Below are 17,804 nucleotides of genomic sequence, written 5' to 3'. Positions count from 1 at the left end.
CTGGTTACCCCATCGCCACAAGTTCGTTCACCGCACGCCATGCCTGGTCAATCGCCGCATGAGCATAAGCACTCCAGTCGGAGTCAGAGTTAGCAATCGTGATGCGGCCTATCGGCTGGCGAGCGCGGTTGATAATCTCGGGCATCTTTTCCATATCATCGCTCAGGGAGTTAGCGTAATAGGCATAGCCGTGCGCCCAGCGGTTGACCGTAATCGCCGCGATATCGCGCGCGTGGTCAAAACCGGTATGGCCCAGCATCTCCTGCAGCTGGGAGCGAATCATCTGCTCATGGGCTTCAAAGGTGGAGCCCAGCAGGAAAGCGCGCCCCCGGCGGAACTGCTCGCGCGGAGACATGTTGCTGCCCGGATAGGTCGGGACGTAAACCATGTGGATACACATCGGATCATCCGGCGTCTGCGGGTGATGATAATCGCCCATGCTTACCGGGTAATCGAGCTTCACGCGGCTGTACGGCGCGGCCGGGGAATAGAATTCATGCACGCCTGTGTTCTTAAAGGCTCGCCAGTTGTTCACCACCACGTTGGTATAAACCAGCGGCGCTTTGACGTTGAGGCGCAGATCTTCTTTCTGCTGCTCCGGCGCCTCCGGCACGATATACGGGATCATCATGTTGTAGCCGGCCATAATGGCGTTGCGGCTCTTCACGCGGTGCAGTTTGCCGCTTTGATTGTTGATGTAGCTCACCACCACGCCATCATCGACATTGGCGGCGTTAATCACGCTGCTGTTGAGGCGAATGCGGGTGCCGTTTTCCGGCCTGTCCAGCAGCTCATAGTGCAGCCTGGCGGTGACGGAATCTTCCATCGTGCTGCCCGGCAGCGCTTCAGGGATCAGCTTGCGCACCATCAGGCGCGTCAGCCCGGCATTGCCGTCCGGGAAGTGATAGGTGTACGGCTCTTCAAGGTCGGCCAGCGCCTCACCATCCAGCGGCGGCAGGCCCATCGCCTCCATCCCCGGAAGCGCACAGGCACGCGCGTCGCCGCAGCTCACGCCTTCAATGCCAATGGCGAAGAAGTCGTTGGTGCGCTGCTGGAAGTACATCAGCGCCATTTTGCTTAAGCCGACTTTCATCTCGAGGAATTCATGGTAGCTGTGATTATCCAGCCATTCGGTTTTCTGCTCGACCGTCATCCCCTGCAAGTAATCGGCGGGGTTTACGTGAAGATCCAGCAGCGCCTTGCGGTCTGCTTCGCTCAGCGGGAAGTCGTTGATAAAGGCTTCGATGCTGCGGCCATTCAGCCTGTCCGGCGGAATGTCGTCCGACACCGCGCGGCCAGGGTCGCCGCTGACGATTTTGGTTTCGCCAAAGTTCTTTTTATCGAAGAACACACCGCGGCTCAGGTGCTGGTCCGGGTAGAAGGTCGTGTCAAAGCTGCTCTTCATGCGCGTGATGCTAACGCCCAGGGAGTCCATCAGGCCTTGAACCACCGGGCTGAAGTTGCTGTTGGGCGACTGGAATGACTCGCTGCCGCCGTAGCCGAGCAGCGTTTTTCCGCCAACGTTAAACTGGTTGCGCTTGGCGTGCCCGCCGAAGTCATCATGGTTGTCGAGGACAAGGATTTTAGCCTCCTTGCCCATTTTTTCCTGCCAGAAGCAGGCTGCCGCCAGGCCGCTAATGCCGCCGCCGACAATCACCAGATCGTACTCTTCTTCTACCGGCAGCTTGCCGAAGTCGAATTTTTCGTGCTCGCGGCCAAGAGCGTGCGCCATTTCGAACGATCCGGGATGGTTACCGCGCAGCCCGGTGAGGCTCGGAGGATAGTAATCTGTATTGATAACGGCGCTGCCGGGCGCGTTGCCGTTAGCTCTCACCAGTTGCAGAGGCGTTAAACCAGAGACAATTGCAATGGCCATCCCGTTAAGAAAGTCACGTCGGGTAATAGACATAGATAACCTTTTTTATCAGTCCTTTAGACATATTATTCACTAAATGATAACAAACTCATTGCCGCTTCGCTACGCGATAAGCCTGTTAGCTCTGATGTCATTTCTGGTAACGGGGGCCTGCACGCCGCTGGCCGGAAACCGCCCGGCAGCGGCGCTCTGTCGTCTATTTGCGCGGCTTCAGCTCTTCGTCGAGTTTCTTCGAGTCGTAATAGTCGCCCTGCCAGCTGATTTTGCCGTGGCTGACTTTGATGAAGCTCACGCCTTCAAACTTAATCGGGTTGTTGGTCGCCGGGCTGCCGCTCCATTCGCCGCTGTTGGTGCCGCTGAACGTCCAGCGAAAGGCGATGGTATCTTTGTTGTAAACCGGCTCGCTGGTCATCTGCCAGCGCAGGTCCGGCACCGCTTTAATAAACGCGCCAATCACCTCTTTTTCCGCTTTTTCTTTACCCTCGACGGGCGTACCGACCGCGGCGTCGTAATACACCATGTCGCTGGCGAGGTATTCCGCCGCCTGTCCGGCTTGATGGGCGTTCCACGCGGCCATGTAGTTTTTCACCACCGTGAGCGGAGAGCTTTCGGCCAGCGCCAGGGTTGAGAACAGAACCAGCGACAGCGCAGCGGCATTGATTATTTTCATCGCAAAAATCCTTATTCAGTGATATCGCACATGATGTGTTTGATGCGGGTGTATTCGTCGAGTGAATAGGAAGAAAGGTCTTTGCCGTAGCCGGACTTTTTAAAGCCGCCGTGGGGCATTTCCGCACACAGCGGGATATGGTTGTTGATCCACACGGTGCCGAAATCCAGCCGGGTGCTGAAGCGCTGTGCCCGGCTGTGGCTGCTGGTCCAGACGCTTGCCGCCAGGCCATATTCCACATCGTTGGCTCTGCTGAGCGCTTCCTCTTCGCTGCTGAAAGATTGAATGGTCATTACCGGACCAAAGACCTCGTGCTGGATAGCCTCGTCGCGCTGCTTCAGCCCGGAAATAATCGTCGGCTCAAAGTAGAAGCCAGGGCCTGCGCCCTTTTTGCCACCGGTTTCAATTTTTGCATGAGGCGGAAGCCGTTCAATAAATCCCGTGACCTGTTCCAGCTGGTTGCGACTGTTTAGGGCGCCGTAAAGCGCATTGTGATCATCCGGTTCACCAAAGGTAATCGCTTTTGTTTTCTGAATCAGCTTCTCAAGGAAGGCGTCATAAACGGAAGCTTCAACGATGATGCGCGTTGCCGCGGTGCAATCCTGCCCGGCATTCGAGAAGCCTGCGGCAGTAATGACCTCTACCGCTTTGTTCATGTCCGCATCGGCAAACACCACCACCGGCGCTTTACCGCCCAACTCCAGGTGAGCTTTAGTCAGGTTCGCGGCAGCAGAAGCAGCGACCTGTAGCCCGGCGCGGACGGAGCCGGTAATCGACACCAGCGACGCCTCAGGGTTTGACACCACCAGCGACCCGGTATTGGCCTTGCCCAGTACCACGTTAAACGCGCCCTGAGGAAAAATCGGCGCGGCAATTTCCGCCAGGAGTAAGGTACTGATGGGCGTGGTATCGCTTGGTTTAAGCACGACGGTATTGCCCGCCGCAAGCGCCGGTGCGATTTTCCACACCGCCATCATGAACGGGTAGTTCCAGGGCGTAACCTGGCCGACAATGCCCAGTGGCTCGCGGCGGATGGTAGAGGTAAAACCGGCGGCATATTCTCCGGAAGCCTTGCCCTCAAGGCAGCGAGCCGCCCCGGCGAAGAAGCGAATTGCATCGCAGGAGGCAGCGATTTCATCGCGCTCAATAAAGCGCTTAAGCTGGCCGGTTTCCTGACTTTGCACTTCAACAATGCGTGCAGCGTTACGTTCAATTTCGTCAGCAAGCTTCAACAATGCACGCTGCCGCTCGGACGGCAGTGAATGTTTCCATATCGCGAAAGCCGCTTTTGCCGCCGCATAAGCCTGGCTAACTTCCGCAGCGCCGCCGTCAGGCGACTGGGCATACACTTCGCCGTTAATCGGACTGATCAGATCAAACAGCGCATTCTGCTGGCCCGCCACATACTGGCCGTTGATGAAATGCTTCAGGATTTGCATCGCCTTCTCCTCAGATTAAACATAAACAATATTATGTAATATCTTTTGATCGATAGCTTTTCAATCTACACTTAGCTGCAACATGATCAACCCCACAATTTAACAATGCTCTTACATGACAAGGATCGAGAAAATGAGAAAACGCCCGGTTCTGGTAGCCTGCCAAAACCTTTCTTAAAAGGCTTGCCTGTGCTATCAATAACCGTTGATTCAGGGACTTTTAATCAGAGATGAATATGATTACTCATGCAGTAATATTCGCACCTATAGGACAGGCAAGTCGTTCCGATCAGATTGTGCAGCGCCTTTCAAATGCAATTATTACTGGTTTACTTGAGGCTAATGAGCAGCTGCCTAATGAGGCCGACCTTGCCAAAATGATGGGGGTTTCACACATCACCATCAGGGAAGCATTAAATACCCTACGGGCAAACCATTTAATCCATACGGTTCGTGGGCGTAACGGCGGCAGCTTTGTTTGTGAAAATAGCGGTGAATTTAATACCTCCCTTCACCCCTTTAAGAACATTAGCTCCGACTATATTTCTGACCTGGGTGAAATGCATTGCGCAATAATAAGCCACAGCGCAAAGCTGGCATCCAGAAGAATGACCACGGCGGATATTACCCGGCTACGGGAATTTGTTGAGGCGCTAAAGTCCGCCAGCACGCCGGAGCTTAAAACGCAGGCCGATATGCGCTGCCTGCTGGCGCTCTCCGCCAGTTCTCAGTCCGCAAGGCTCGCCAACCAGGAGCTGCTGCTTCAGGCTGAGTGGGCTTCACTGGTTGCCATTCTTTATCGCGACGAGGCTATTCACCGCGAAATTATTGATGTCTACACCGAATTGATCGCTGCACTGGAGAACCATAACGAGCAGGAGGCGGTGCGGTTAGCCACGCAGCTTATCGACACATTCACCTTCTATCTTATTGAAAGTAAATTAAAATATAAATAAAACCAACACAACAACACGGGCATCACTATGAATGTACCTGCAACCCTAACCCCCTTTACCCGTAAAATTGACGACATCATTACCACCACCATTGACGCAACCATCGCCCTTGCCGAACAGGTCGAGTCCACCCTGGCAGCGTGCCAGGGCAATAACCTCAAACTGCTGCTGGATCCCTCGATAAAACGCATTATTCAGGAGCATATCAAAGAGACGCTCAACCGGACGCCTTACTGTTCCGGTTCCGGCTTTGCCAGCCATATTGAAGGCAGCAATGAAGATAAAGAGTACTGGCTGCTGGAGTGGTGGTACAAAAAAGCTGATGGCGTGAAAAAGGTTAACCTCGACCTGGACCAGGCCACCCAGCAGCGGCTGGATTTCAGGACCTTCGAGTGGTTTAAAGATGCTCAGGAGAACGGTCAAGCCTATATTCATGGCCCCTACGTGGATTACGTTTGTAATACGTCTTATACCCTGACGTCGGCGATGCCGGTTTATTGTGCCGGACGTTTTATCGGCGTTGCCGCTATTGATGTGCTGGTCAGCGAAGTGGAGCAAGAATTACTTCCGCTGTTTAATAACCACAAAGTTATTCTGACTAATTTAGATAAGCGGATTATTTTCTCTACTTATCCAAAATATCGCGTAGGTGAACTGCTGAACGACAATGACGCGGTCGAAGTCTATAAAACAGAATACTGCACGTTGTATGAGCTGATTAAAAAAGGGGCATAAGCCCCATGAATAATGTGGACAAAAGCATACAGAAAAAAAGGGCCATAAGGCCCTTTTTATTAATATTCGCGAGAAAGATTTAGCCGTTTAGCGTATTCAATGGCGTCATTTTCTGGCGCATCAGAGTGGCCGAACGGCCTGGCTATCGACATATAGACCAGCCCCGAGCCAATGACCAGGGCCAGGCCAATCAGCACCGTCCAGCGGTCAAGAAAGGTTGCGCTATCGGCAGGCTGGGCCAGCAGCCAGATGCCGCCAATGCCGTAGGCCAGCGCCAGCACGTTAACCAGCATGCCCCACGCCCCCAGCGTCCACTCTCCCGCAGGCTTCCAGCCTTTGAGCCGCTGGCGCAGCGCGGCAAGAATCACCATCTGGAACGAAACGTAGATGCCGATAACCGCAAACGCGGTGATTCTGGCCAGGTTACCCGGCTGGAAGTACACCCAGACGCAAATCACCATCGGCAGCAGGCAGCTTATCAGCATCGCGTTGTCCGGCACGCTGTGCTTCGAAATCTTCGCCATCCACTCGCTGCCCGGCAGCATTTTGTCGCGGGAGAACGAGAAGATCAGGCGGCTCAGCGCGGCCTGAAGAGACAGAATGCAGGACAGCATCGCCACGATGGCAATCACGATAAACACGGTTGCGCCCTTCTCGCCCAGCGCGTCATTGAGAATCGCCGGGATCGGATCGGCAATTTTGCCATTAACGATGTTCATCAGGTCCGGGGATGACAGCAGATAGCCGAGGATAGAGATCACCGCGGAGATCGCGCCGAAGACAATGCTGAGGATCATCGCCACCGGGATCTTACGCCCTGGATTTTTGACCTCCTCCGCCACGTTGCCGCAGGCTTCGAAGCCGAAGAACATAAACAGGCCCATCAGCGACGCCGACATAAACGCCGTGCCGTAGCTGCCATCTTTCGCCAGCGCGCCCATGGCGTCAAACACCACGGAGAATGGCTGATTGCGGTGGAAAATCAACAGGTAAATACCGAGCGCAATCACGCTGATGATTTCGCACCAGAAGCCGAAGCCGGCGACTCTGGCCAGGTTTTTCGTCCCTGACATGTTCACGCCCATCATGATGGTGAGCAGCACCACGGAAGTCAGCAGCATCGCCAGCGGCGTATCGCCGTAATGGAAGAGCGAAGCCACGAAGGTCGAGGTGTATTCAACAATAGACGTAATCGTCACCACCAGCGCCCAAAGGTAAATCCACGCCGCAATCCAGGCGTATTTTTTCCCCCACAGCCTTCTGGCCCACGGATATAGCCCGCCGGTTATCGGATATTGCGAAGCGACTTCGCCGAACACCAGCGCTACCAGCAGCTGCCCGCAGGCGGCAATCAGGATCCACCAGATAGCCGGCGGCCCGGCGAGGGTTATCGCCAGCGCAAACAGGGAATAAACGGCGGTCAACGGCGAGAGGTAGGTAAAGCCAAGCGCAAAGTTGGACACAAGGCCGATGGAGCGGTTGAACTGCTGGCCCTTCTCCGGCGGCGGTACGGTACTTTTTGTAGCAGATGTCTGTTCCATATGTCTTTCTCTTTAGGTGGCATAGTTGCAGGCAATGGCTACATTTTATAAAACATATTAAGTTATATGTATATTGTGCTTTGTCACAATTTTGTTAGATATAATGTTATCTTATTGTTAATCACGGAAGACAAAAGAAAAGGGAATGAGCATGCTACAGGACAAGTAAAAAGCGGACTATGCCGCCTGCCAGAACCCATTGCCAGCAGCGTCTGCAATGGGTTACGTTCAATTGCCACGAAAAATAAAGAGGCAACGATCGTTCTCTAACATGCCATCTTACTTATCAGGCGAAAGCCTGAATGACGATCCCTTCCGCTTCAAATAACCTGCGGATTTCTCCCGCCATGGCGATGGCTCCGGCGGTGTCTCCATGAACGCAGATAGAGTCGGCCTGAACAGGGGTAAACTCCCCTTCTATCGACTCAACGCCGCCTTCGGTAATCAGCCTGAACATGCGCAAGGCAATCTGCCGGGCATCATGCAAAACGGCACCGGGTTCGCGTCTCGACACCAGTGAACCGTCAGAGTGATAGGCCCGGTCAGCAAAGGCTTCGGCAATGGTTCTTACCCCTTTCTGCCGCGCCCATGCTTGCAGCGGTGAGCCCGCCAGCGCCACCAGCGGCAGAGCGGGTGCGACCGACAGAATAGCGTCGAGTACCGCATCGGCCTGGCGCCGGTTATCGGCAATCGTGTTGTACAGCGCGCCATGCGGCTTCACGTAACGCACGCTTGTCCCCGCCGCCTGCGCCAGCCCCTGTAGCGCACCAATCTGGTAGATAACATCCGCCGTCAGTTCGTCGCTGGCAATGTCCATATTGCGCCGCCCAAAACCAACGAGATCCGGGTAAGCCACATGAGCTCCCACGGCCACACCCTGTACTCTGGCGGCACGAAGCGTTTCCAGAATGCCCGCGGGAGATCCGGCATGAAAACCACAGGCAACGTTCGCGCTACTGACAATCTGCAAAATGGCGGCATCATCTCCCATCGTCCACTGGCCAAAACTTTCGCCTAAGTCGCTGTTTAAATCGATTCTTTTTTTCATCGTTATTCCTTACGCAGAGGCTCATTTTTCATAAATAACGCCAGCACGAACCCCAGCACTATCACACTCGCCGAAATAATAAATACGGAATGAATGGCGGAGCCGAAAGCCTGAAGATAGTCGTTACGGATGGCTTCTGGCAACTGGTGCACCGCTGTGGCTCCAGTCTGACGCGGCAGCTGCGTGCCTGCGGGGATCAGCGTTTCGAGGTTGCGGCGTAATACTGACGTAAACACCGCGCCAAACGCGGCCACGCCGATAGATCCACCGATGGAGCGAAACAGCGTCGCGCTTGAGGTCGCCACGCCGATGAGCTTGATTTCCACGCTGTTCTGCACCGCCAGCACCAGTACCTGCATTACCATACCGAGACCAAGCCCCAGCAGCGCGATGTACAAATAGAGCGTAGAGAGCGGGGTATCAAGCTTCAGCGTACCGAGCAGCGCCATAGCGATAAAACTTAGCAACGTGCCAATAATAGGAAAGATGCGGTAACGGCCTATTTTACTGATGATGCGCCCGCTAATGATTGAGGTCAGGATAAGCCCGCCCATCAGCGGCAGCATTTGCATCCCCGCCTGGGATGGCGTAGAGAATTTCACAACCTGCAGGTAGAGGGGCAAAAAGGTCATCGATCCAAACAATGACATGCCGACGATAAACCCAATCAGGCAGCTCAATAAAAAGGTGCGGTTACGGAACAGGTGCAGCGGGATCATCGGTTCAATCGCCAGCCGCTCTTCATAGATAAACCCGGCAAGCGTCACGACAAAGAACGCAAAGACGCACCACAATTGGGGATCGGACCAGGCAAACACCGTGCCGCCTTCGCTGGTGAATAAAATCAGGCAAGTCAGTGAAATCGTCAGATAACCCGCGCCGAGAAAATCAATTTGGTGGCGCACACGTGCGGTCTGGGACCTGAGCACCGTGCCGATGACCAATAGGGCAAAAATCCCCAGCGGCAGGTTGATATAGAAAATCCAGCGCCAGGAAAAATGTTCCACCAGAAAACCGCCAATCAGCGGGCCAATCACCGTTGCCAGGCCGAATACCCCGCCGAACAGTCCCTGGTATTTACCGCGTTCAGAAGGCGGGATCACATCTCCTACGGCCGCCATGGTGACCACCAGTAACCCACCGCCCCCCAGCCCTTGTAGCGCGCGCGTTAAAATAAGCTGCGTCATGTTTTGAGCAAGGCCGCACAACGCTGAACCGAGAAGAAACACCGCAATGGCCGTTTGCAGCACGACTTTACGCCCCAGCAGATCGCCGAATTTTCCGTACAACGGAACCACTATCGTCGAGGCAAGCAGGTAGGCCGTCACAACCCAGGAAAGCCGGTCCAGCCCGCCCAGTTCTCCCACGATGGTAGGCAAGGCAGTAGAAACAATGGTTTGGTCCAGCGCAGCCAGCAGCATGACTAACATGAGGGCGGCGAAAAGCAGGCGCACGGAGGTTGTTTTCGGCAAGCCGGCTGAAGTGGTTTCAGAAGTTGTCATCGTCGTTTTCGTTAAAGGGGGAATCAGTTCGCCCGGGCGGTTTGCTGAAAGTGTAAAGATACCTGCTTAAACCCCGCCTAAGCTGCATCAAAACTCTGAAAAGCGCATTGACTTCGTTATTCCAGATTAACCCTGTCGCCGCGCGTCATGGGCTGGGAGATAACCAAAAATTCGACCTCGTTCCCGGAATCATTGCGGGCCTGATGCTTTACCTGTGGCGGAATCGGGATCCCCTTTCCGGATGAAACCACATAACATTGCCCTTCCAGCACCATCGTTAATTCCCCGAATAACACAAAAAAGAACTGCTGCGCCGTCGAATGATAGTGTCTTTGCTCGGCCCGACCTGCGGGCATGCGTTCGTGAATCACGCTTAGCGCAGGATCCTTTAGCAAGTGCCATCCGTCGCAACCACCGCCCCACAGATAGTGTTCCGCATTTTCTTTTGAAACGATCATAATTTCCCCTTTGTTAACGATAAAAATTCATAAATTTTATTGTGAGCAAATGCACTTATTTTTTGTGGTAATTTACCCACAAAAACTCAATCTAACCAAATGTTTTTAAAACGATTTATGACAAAAAAAAAGCACCAATCAAAAGTTTAAAAAATAGACAACTGTCACAATTTTGAGACACTTGTTTTCATTTTGGATTTGAGAGTACATTAGCGCCGTCCGGGTAAGGTTTACCTCCGAATACCAGATGGAGCGGCAACAAAAATCGGTTTGCGGCTTCAGCTTATTATGTACCTGTTGAGATGCGCGCCAGCGCGGAGTGATGTGAAGTGAAATATTTTCTGATGGGTATTTCTGTGATTGTTGTGTTGTGGGCCGGCACCTTCTTCCTGATGGTTGAATAAACGGTCACAGGCAGCAGCGCAAACAGAACAGGAGCCAAAAGGCTCCTGTTTTGGTTTCTGATAAGCAAGTTTGCTATCAAATCAGAGCATGATTTAATAAAAACAATGAATTACTTTCTCTGATTTACCCCAAACAGTCGAAAACCACGTTTTTCGGCTGTTTGTCATCACATTAAACAGGAGCCAAAAGGCTCCTGTTTTGGTTTTATTACTCAGCGTTCTCGGCGGCATTTTTGGGCAACGGCGGCAGCAGCCCGTCGGCACGGAACATCGCTTTAATGCCGCGTACAGCCTGGCGAATACGATCCCGGTTTTCAATCAGCGCGAAGCGGACGTGGGTGTCGCCATAGTCGCCAAAACCAATCCCCGGTGAAACGCAGACTTTGGCTTCCTGCAGCAGCTTTTTGGCAAACTCCAGCGATCCCATTGCCGCGTACTGTTCAGGAATTTTAGCCCACACGTACATCGATGCTTTCGGGCACTCCACCATCCAACCGGCTTCATGCAGGCCTTTTACCAGCACATCACGGCGGCGCTTGTACTGTTCTGCAATGTCACGCACGCACTGCTGGTCACCTTCTAATGCAGCAATAGCCGCAACCTGTAACGGCGTAAAGGTGCCGTAATCATGGTAACTTTTGATACGCGCCAACGCGCTGACCAACTCCTGATTCCCCACCATAAAACCAATGCGCCAGCCCGCCATATTGTAACTTTTTGACAGCGTAAAGAACTCAACCGCCACGTCGCGCGCGCCCGGTACTTCCATAATAGATGGCGCTTTCCAGCCGTCGTAAACAATATCGGCATACGCCAGGTCATGGATGACCAGCACGTCATACTGCTTCGCCAGCGCAACAACCTTTTCGAAGAACTCCAGCTCTACGCACTGCGCGGTTGGGTTAGACGGGAAGCCAAGGATCATCATTTTAGGTTTCGGGTAGCTTTCGCGAATCGCTCGCTCAAGCTCGGCAAAGAAATCCACCCCTTCCACCAGCGGCACGGAACGAACCTGCGCCCCGGCGATCACCGCCCCGTAGATATGAATCGGGTAACTTGGGTTCGGCACCAGCACGGTGTCACCGTGATCCAGCGTCGCCAGCATCAGGTGCGCCAGTCCCTCTTTGGAGCCAATAGTCACAATGGCTTCGCTTTCCGGGTCGATATCCACATCGTAACGGTCTTTGTACCAGCGTGAAATGGCGCGGCGCAGGCGCGGGATCCCTCGCGAGGTGGAATAACCGTGCGTGTCTTCACGCTGGGCCACGGTGCAAAGCTTCTCAACGATGTGCGGCGGCGTCGCCCCATCGGGGTTGCCCATGCTGAAATCAATAATGTCTTCGCCGCGGCGTCGCGCAGCCATTTTCAGTTCGGCAGTGATGTTAAAAACGTAAGGGGGCAAGCGATCGATACGCGAAAAACGACGTTTTGGACTGGAGTCAGCCATAAATTCCTCAGAGTAACGTGAGCGCCCGGACCGTCCGAGCGACGCTGCCACGCGATGTGGCCTGTTTTGAAAATAGCCTGAATAAAAATCACCTGTCGAGGGGGAAGTGAAAATATTTTTTCCGTGACATAAAACAGGAAGTTTCAAATGAAAGTCATCTCTATTTCATTTTCCAAATCAGGCATACATTAACCAGGTAGCAACAACTCAGTAACCTACCCTCTGAAAGATGGAGCCACCTATGCACCTGGACATTAACGATCTGCCAAAAGCTATCCGCGAGATAAAACAAAAGCTGCGCCACGATCTGCCTGATTATCAGTCGGTTTTCGCCGAACTTGAGGCCAATATTCGTCAACAGATCGAGACGATCCGCGCTGAAATGGATCGGGGTGAGAACCCGGTTCCGCAGCTCGACGCCGACGACATTCTGCAAGGCCGCGTCAGCGAGCAGCAAAAAGCGCTGATCCGCCAGCGCGGCTGTTGTACGGTGCGGGGCGTTTTCCCGCAGGAGCAGGCCGCCGCATGGAATGAAGAAATCGGCAATTATCTGGAACGTAACCATTTTGTCGAGCGCCTGAAAAATGCCGCCGAAGATAACTATTTCGGCACGCTAGCCGACAGTAAGCCGCAAATTTATGGCATTTATTGGTCGAAACCGCAGACCGAAGCCCGCCAGCACGAACGCATGAAAGCGGTGCAGGTGTTCCTCAATAATCTCTGGCAAACAGAAAGCAGCGGCAGGCAGCACTTCGACCCAAACCGTGTCGTGTCATACGCGGACCGTACCCGCCGCCGCCCGCCTCGTTCAAGCTCGCTGGGGCTTTCCCCACACGTTGACGGCGGCTCGGTTGAGCGCTGGCTGGACGAGAACTTCCGCCACGTCTATCGCCACGTGTTTTCCGGCCAGTGGCAGGATTACGATCCGTTTGCCGCCGAAGGGCGTACTGAAGTCAGGGAGTTTCCGTCTCCCGCCGTCTGTTCGATGTTCCGTACTTTTCAGGGCTGGACGGCACTCACCCCGCAGCGCAAGCACGGCGGTACGCTGAATTTGCTGCCGGTCGCCAACGCCATGGCCTGGATCCTGCTGCGCGCGCTGCAGGATGATGTGCCGGAAGAATCGTTGTGCGAGGCAAAGCCCGGAAGAGCATTATCCATTAACAAAGCGTGGCATCCCCTTTTACTGACTGGGATTTCCTCAATTCCCGATATGGAGCCGGGTGACACTGTTTTCTGGCACTGCGATGTGATTCATTCCGTCGAGAATGAACACCTCGGCGAGTTCGACAGCAACGTGATGTACATCGCCGCCGCGCCATGGTGCGAGAAGAACGCAGAGTACCTGCCGCGCCAGTGGGAAGCCTTTGTCGAAGGCAAAACGCCGCCGGATTTCGCTGCCGACGATTTTGAGGTGGATTTTGTTGGCCGCGCGACCGGCCAGGATTTGACCGCCGCCGGGAAGGAGCAGCTTGGCGGGAAGTAATGAGCCTCACCCTGCCAGAGTTGCCACTTAGTCATAAATATCGACACTTATGCAGGCCTGGGTAAGGTTCCGTTCACTTCTAGTCCTGTTTCATATGTCACCACCGAACCGGTGAACGTCTTAGGGGAGTCACCGTCACTCCCCTAAGAACCCGGACTCCCGGCCAGTCGGAGAGAAAACCGAGGCGATTTAAGCCGGAACCGAGCCTCGCTTTAAACCCGCAGCAATTCTGAAAGTCACTGTCGCTTCAAGACCTACAGCCACGCCCTTGTCCCCGGCTCTCATCGCCCCCGGTTATGACCCAACTCAGACGGGGTTGAGCTGCCGGGAGCAGCGAAAGAGAGCGATCGTCGGGAACGAATCGCGAACGACCCCGAATGTTTGGGTGATAGCCGGTGGGTTTACCGCTTCAGCGGCGATGAGCTCGCCGGGCGCCGGGGGTCGTCAGGGGGCATGGCGTAATGCCACCTGACACGTTCACCGTCTCTGAACGTGCAGGGAAAATAGATCTACGGGTGAACGGAACCTTAGCCGCCCCTGCATAAGCGTAGGTATTTATGACTAACAGCCTGCCCTTGTAGGAAAAGTATGAACAGCACGACAATGCCCTCTCCCCTGTAGAAGAGGGCCACGGTGAGGGAAAAATATTAAGCCCAGCGCTTAATGATAATAGAGGTATTAATCCCCCCGAAAGCGAAGTTATTGCTCTGCAGGAACTCGCAGTCAATCTTCCGCGCTGTACCCATGATGTAGTCCAGTGCGCCGCATTGTTCGTCCGGTTGGCTCAGGTTTAGGGTCGGAGCAAACCAGCCTTCACGCATCATCTGCAGGCTCATCCAGGCTTCGAGTGCACCACAGGCGCCCAGCGTATGTCCGAAGTAGCTTTTCAGCGAAGAGATTGGCACGCTGTTGCCATAGATAGCCTCTGTGGCCAGACTTTCCGCGATGTCACCGCGGTCGGTTGCCGTACCGTGAGCCGAGATATAGCCCATATCCCGCGCGCTCAGGCCAGCCATTTTTAGCGACTGTTCCATGCAGATTTGCATGGTTTCGCGCTGCGGCTGGGTGATGTGCGCCGCATCGCAGTTGGTGGCAAAGCCAACTATCTCACCGTAGATGGTGGCACCACGCGCTTTCGCATGCTCCAGTTCTTCCAGAATCAACGTACCGGCACCTTCGCCGATCACCAGGCCGTCGCGCTTCTGGTCGAAAGGCGAGGGGGTCGTTTTAGGCTGGTCGTTACGCTGGCTGGTGGCAAACAGGGTATCGAACACTGCGGCTTCGGAAGGGCAGAGTTCTTCGGCGCCTCCGGCAACCATCACCGTCTGGTAACCGTGGCGGATAGCCTCCCACGCATAGCCAATGGCCTGGCTGCCAGATGTACAGGCGCTGGAGGTCGGGATAACCCGGCCGCGCAGACCAAAGAACAGCCCGGTATTGACGGCGGTGGTGTGCGGCATCATTTGAACATAGGTCGTGCCGGTAATGTTATTGGTGTGCTTTTCCGTCAGCATGGTGGCGAACTCACTCACCGGGCCGGTACTGCCGGTTGATGAGCCGTAAGCAATGCCCGTTTCGCCGTTGGTCAGCACGGCGTCACCGATTAACCCTGCCTGCTCCAGGGCAAGTTCAGTCGCGCGGGTCGACATCAGTGAGACCCGCCCCATGGCACGAATGCGCTTGCGGGTATAGTGTTCCGGTAGTGTAAAGTCATCAATGGGGGCGCCGAGCAGCGTATGCAGCCCGTCGTAAACTTGCCACTCCGGCATTTTGCGCACCGCATTTTCATACGCCAGCAGCCTGGCGGATACGCTCTGCCAGTCCTCTCCAAAGGCGGTGACGCCGCCCATGCCCGTAATCACGACACGACGTGTCATAGCATCCCTCCGTTGATGGAAATAACCTGTCGGGTTACGTAGCCCGCAATATCAGACATTAAATAACTGGCCAGCCCGGCGACTTCCTCTACCTGGCCGGTGCGCTTCATGGGGATTATCGACATCGCCTCTTTCAGCGCCGCCTCTTCCATTTCAATCATGCCGGTATCGATAAGGCCCGGAGCGATGCAGTTCACGGTAATCTTACGTTTTGCCAGCTCAATGGCCAGTGCCTTGGTTGCGCCAATAATACCCGCTTTGGCCGCGCTGTAGTTAACCTGGCCGCGGTTACCCATTATGCCGGACACCGAAGAAAGCGTGATGATGCGACCGCCCCGGCGAGTAGCAATCATCGGCATAATGCACGGCTGGATAACGTTGTAGAAGCTGTCCAGATTAGTGTGGATCACCGCATCCCAGTCATCGTCGCTGAGCGCCGGAAACGCCGCATCACGTGCGATACCTGCGTTATTCACCACGCCATACCACGGGCCGTGTGCTTCCATATCTTGCTCGAGCACTTCGCGGCATTGTTCGCGGTTACCCACGTCAAAACAGAGTAGGCGGCCGGCACCGCCCGCGGCCAGGATGCTATCGAGCGTTTGCTGCGCCCCTTCGGCATCGCGATGGTAATGTACGCCGATAACAAACCCATCGGCGGCAAGCTTGCGGGCGATGGCGCTGCCAATGCCTTTGCTGGCACCGGTAACCAGAACAGAACGACTCATGCTGTAGATCCCTGATGAAAAAGCGTTGTTAACTCTTCTGTGGTGGGCTGGAAAGTGTTGATCCGGCCGGTTGCCAGCGTCTCATTGCCTACGCTAATTGCGCATTCGAAACTGCCGAAGCGCTCGTCTTGCATTAATAATTTTACCGTAATGGTGAGCCTGGCGTTTGCAGGCAGTATGCCGGCCGCGCAGACGAGCTCTCGTGCGCCAAGCACCATGCCAAGGCTAATGCTGTCCTGCCCATGTTGTTTACGATGCCAGCCGGACCAGACGCCGACGGTCTGTGCCATCAGCTCAAGCGCATACCAGCCCGGCAGGCTCCCCCGATCATCAATAAACGGCCCCAGCACGCCGGTTTCGGTGACCGTCACCTCACAAATGGTGGTGTCGTCCGTGACGTTGATGACGTCTTCAAGCAGCAGCATTGGCGTGTCGTGCGGCAGGTATTCCGCCGGGTGTAAGTAGTGGCTCATGGCATTCTCCCGAGCAGAATACTGGCGTTGTTTCCGCCAAAGGCGAAAGAGTTTGAGAGGATAACCGGGCGCTCAAGCGGCCTCGTGCTGTCAATAATGCCGCAGGGCGGCAGGGCCGGATCGCGAGGTGAACGGCTGAAATCCTGCGGAGGCAGGGGCAGGTCCCGCTGCAAAATCAGCATGGCAATGGCCGCTTCGGTAATGCCCGCCGCCCCCAGCGTATGCCCCGTAAGATGCTTGGTCGAGCTGCAGGGAACCTGCTCACCAAACAGCGCGTGCATGACGCTGGACTCAACCTTGTCATTTAGCGGCGTGGCGGTGCCGTGCAGGTTGACGTAGCCGACCTCGCCCGGCGTCATTCCTGCGTCGGCAAGCGCCTGTTGAATAGCGCGAATAGCCCCTTCACCTTCCGGATGAGGGGCTGAAATATGATGAGCATCGCTGGACTCACCCACGCCAAGCAGCGCGATGGGCTGCGGCGCTTTGGTCAGCAGCATTAACGCGGCGCCTTCACCGATTGTAATGCCGTGGCGATCTCTGGCGAAGGGCTCGCACAGCTCGGCGGAAAGTGACTCAAGGCTGTGGAAGCCGTTGACCGGCATGCGGCTTAACGTGTCGGCTCCGCCGACGATGGCAACATCGGCAAGCCCGGCTTCAATCAGGCGTCGCCCGCTGATAATCGCCCTGGCGCTTGAGGAGCAGGCGGTGGAGAGCGTAAACGCAGGTCCCTCAAGCTGTAGCCAGTGGCTAAGAAAGCGGGAAGGGTCGCCGAGTTCCTGCTGAGGATAATGCCAGGCGCCGCTCTCTTTGCCGTTAAGCGTCAGGTTGACATGGCTATCGCCTTCATCCAACCCGGAGGTGCTGGTGCCGAGGACCACCGCAACGCGGTCGTGGCCATACTTTTTAATCGCATCATCCACCTGCGGCTGAATTTGCGCCAGCGCCGCTAAAAGCAGCTGGTTGTTACGGGAGCGGTGGGCGGCGAAGGTATCCGGAATGGCCGGTAGCTCACCGTCAACGCCACCCAAAACGGCCTCTGAGTGCCCCTGCAGCCAGCCGCTGCGTGGCCGCATACCGGGCGCGCAGCCCTGAGTCAGATTGGCGGCGATGTCATCGAGGTTATTGCCCAGCGCGTTTATCATCCCGACGGCGGAAATATAAATCATC

The 17,804-nt window shown here is 55.1% G+C and carries 16 protein-coding genes; 4 read left to right on the top strand and 12 right to left on the bottom strand.

The window, feature by feature from the left end:
- Window positions 1-4: 4 nt before the first annotated feature.
- From VGM55_RS11500 to VGM55_RS11490, 3 genes are all read right to left on the bottom strand, one after another.
- Entirely contained in the window at window positions 5-1,909 is a 1,905-nt protein-coding gene (locus VGM55_RS11500) for an FAD/NAD(P)-binding protein (RefSeq protein ID WP_331635505.1), read from the bottom strand.
- A gap of 163 nt (window positions 1,910-2,072) precedes the next feature.
- On the bottom strand, window positions 2,073-2,546 hold the full coding sequence (locus VGM55_RS11495) for an ester cyclase (RefSeq protein WP_331635504.1): 474 nt from the start codon (window positions 2,544-2,546) through the stop codon (window positions 2,073-2,075).
- A gap of 11 nt (window positions 2,547-2,557) precedes the next feature.
- Window positions 2,558-3,985, bottom strand: a complete 1,428-nt coding sequence (locus VGM55_RS11490) for a gamma-aminobutyraldehyde dehydrogenase (RefSeq protein WP_331635503.1) — start codon at window positions 3,983-3,985, stop codon at window positions 2,558-2,560.
- Window positions 3,986-4,221: 236 nt separating this feature from the next.
- Here VGM55_RS11490 and VGM55_RS11485 point away from each other — a divergent pair, with 236 nt between their 5' ends.
- Both VGM55_RS11485 and VGM55_RS11480 read left to right on the top strand, forming a co-directional pair.
- Window positions 4,222-4,941, top strand: a complete 720-nt coding sequence (locus VGM55_RS11485) for a FadR/GntR family transcriptional regulator (RefSeq protein WP_154188807.1) — start codon at window positions 4,222-4,224, stop codon at window positions 4,939-4,941.
- A 27-nt stretch (window positions 4,942-4,968) separates the two neighbouring features.
- The gene (locus tag VGM55_RS11480; RefSeq protein WP_331635502.1) at window positions 4,969-5,676 is read left to right on the top strand and encodes a cache domain-containing protein; all 708 of its coding nucleotides are present in this window, start codon (window positions 4,969-4,971) and stop codon (window positions 5,674-5,676) included.
- A 59-nt stretch (window positions 5,677-5,735) separates the two neighbouring features.
- On the opposite strand, the gene VGM55_RS11475 is transcribed toward VGM55_RS11480, so the two are convergent.
- The 4 genes from VGM55_RS11475 to VGM55_RS11460 all read right to left on the bottom strand — a co-directional run bounded on the left by VGM55_RS11475 (window position 5,736) and on the right by VGM55_RS11460 (window position 10,225).
- Window positions 5,736-7,217 (bottom strand): APC family permease, encoded by a 1,482-nt coding sequence (locus VGM55_RS11475; protein WP_331635501.1) that lies wholly within the window; start codon window positions 7,215-7,217, stop codon window positions 5,736-5,738.
- Between the two features lie 286 nt (window positions 7,218-7,503).
- Entirely contained in the window at window positions 7,504-8,265 is a 762-nt protein-coding gene (locus VGM55_RS11470) for a LamB/YcsF family protein (protein WP_154188718.1), read from the bottom strand.
- A 2-nt stretch (window positions 8,266-8,267) separates the two neighbouring features.
- Complete coding sequence (locus VGM55_RS11465) at window positions 8,268-9,767, bottom strand: MDR family MFS transporter (RefSeq protein WP_154188717.1); 1,500 nt, start codon at window positions 9,765-9,767, stop codon at window positions 8,268-8,270.
- Window positions 9,768-9,883: 116 nt separating this feature from the next.
- Complete coding sequence (locus VGM55_RS11460) at window positions 9,884-10,225, bottom strand: cupin domain-containing protein (RefSeq protein WP_154188716.1); 342 nt, start codon at window positions 10,223-10,225, stop codon at window positions 9,884-9,886.
- 344 nt (window positions 10,226-10,569) lie between these two features.
- Between VGM55_RS11460 and ypdK the strand changes: the two genes are divergently transcribed.
- Window positions 10,570-10,629 (top strand): membrane protein YpdK, encoded by a 60-nt coding sequence (gene ypdK / locus VGM55_RS27490; protein WP_154188806.1) that lies wholly within the window; start codon window positions 10,570-10,572, stop codon window positions 10,627-10,629.
- 208 nt (window positions 10,630-10,837) lie between these two features.
- On the opposite strand, the gene alaC is transcribed toward ypdK, so the two are convergent.
- Window positions 10,838-12,076 (bottom strand): alanine transaminase, encoded by a 1,239-nt coding sequence (gene alaC, locus VGM55_RS11455; RefSeq protein ID WP_154188715.1) that lies wholly within the window; start codon window positions 12,074-12,076, stop codon window positions 10,838-10,840.
- A gap of 241 nt (window positions 12,077-12,317) precedes the next feature.
- On the opposite strand from alaC, the gene VGM55_RS11450 reads away from it, so the two are divergent.
- Complete coding sequence (locus VGM55_RS11450) at window positions 12,318-13,559, top strand: DUF1479 domain-containing protein (RefSeq protein WP_331635500.1); 1,242 nt, start codon at window positions 12,318-12,320, stop codon at window positions 13,557-13,559.
- A 647-nt stretch (window positions 13,560-14,206) separates the two neighbouring features.
- Here VGM55_RS11450 and VGM55_RS11445 read toward each other — a convergent pair.
- Genes VGM55_RS11445 through VGM55_RS11430 form a run of 4 tightly spaced genes read right to left on the bottom strand, consistent with a single transcriptional unit; the run spans window position 14,207 to window position 17,803 of the window.
- Window positions 14,207-15,436, bottom strand: coding sequence for a beta-ketoacyl-ACP synthase (locus tag VGM55_RS11445; protein ID WP_154185234.1), 1,230 nt, complete (start codon window positions 15,434-15,436; stop codon window positions 14,207-14,209).
- Window positions 15,433-16,164, bottom strand: a complete 732-nt coding sequence (locus VGM55_RS11440) for a 3-ketoacyl-ACP reductase FabG2 (RefSeq protein WP_331635499.1) — start codon at window positions 16,162-16,164, stop codon at window positions 15,433-15,435. The genes VGM55_RS11445 and VGM55_RS11440 overlap by 4 nt, the downstream gene beginning before the upstream one ends.
- Complete coding sequence (locus tag VGM55_RS11435) at window positions 16,161-16,637, bottom strand: 3-hydroxy-fatty acyl-ACP dehydratase (protein ID WP_331635498.1); 477 nt, start codon at window positions 16,635-16,637, stop codon at window positions 16,161-16,163. The genes VGM55_RS11440 and VGM55_RS11435 overlap by 4 nt, the downstream gene beginning before the upstream one ends.
- Window positions 16,634-17,803, bottom strand: coding sequence for a beta-ketoacyl-[acyl-carrier-protein] synthase family protein (locus VGM55_RS11430; protein WP_154185231.1), 1,170 nt, complete (start codon window positions 17,801-17,803; stop codon window positions 16,634-16,636). The genes VGM55_RS11435 and VGM55_RS11430 overlap by 4 nt, the downstream gene beginning before the upstream one ends.
- Window position 17,804: the final 1 nt, after the last annotated feature.

The organism is Cedecea sp., assembly GCF_036500665.1.
GTDB lineage: Bacteria > Pseudomonadota > Gammaproteobacteria > Enterobacterales > Enterobacteriaceae > Cedecea.
This window is presented reverse-complemented; position numbering and strand designations above follow the sequence as displayed.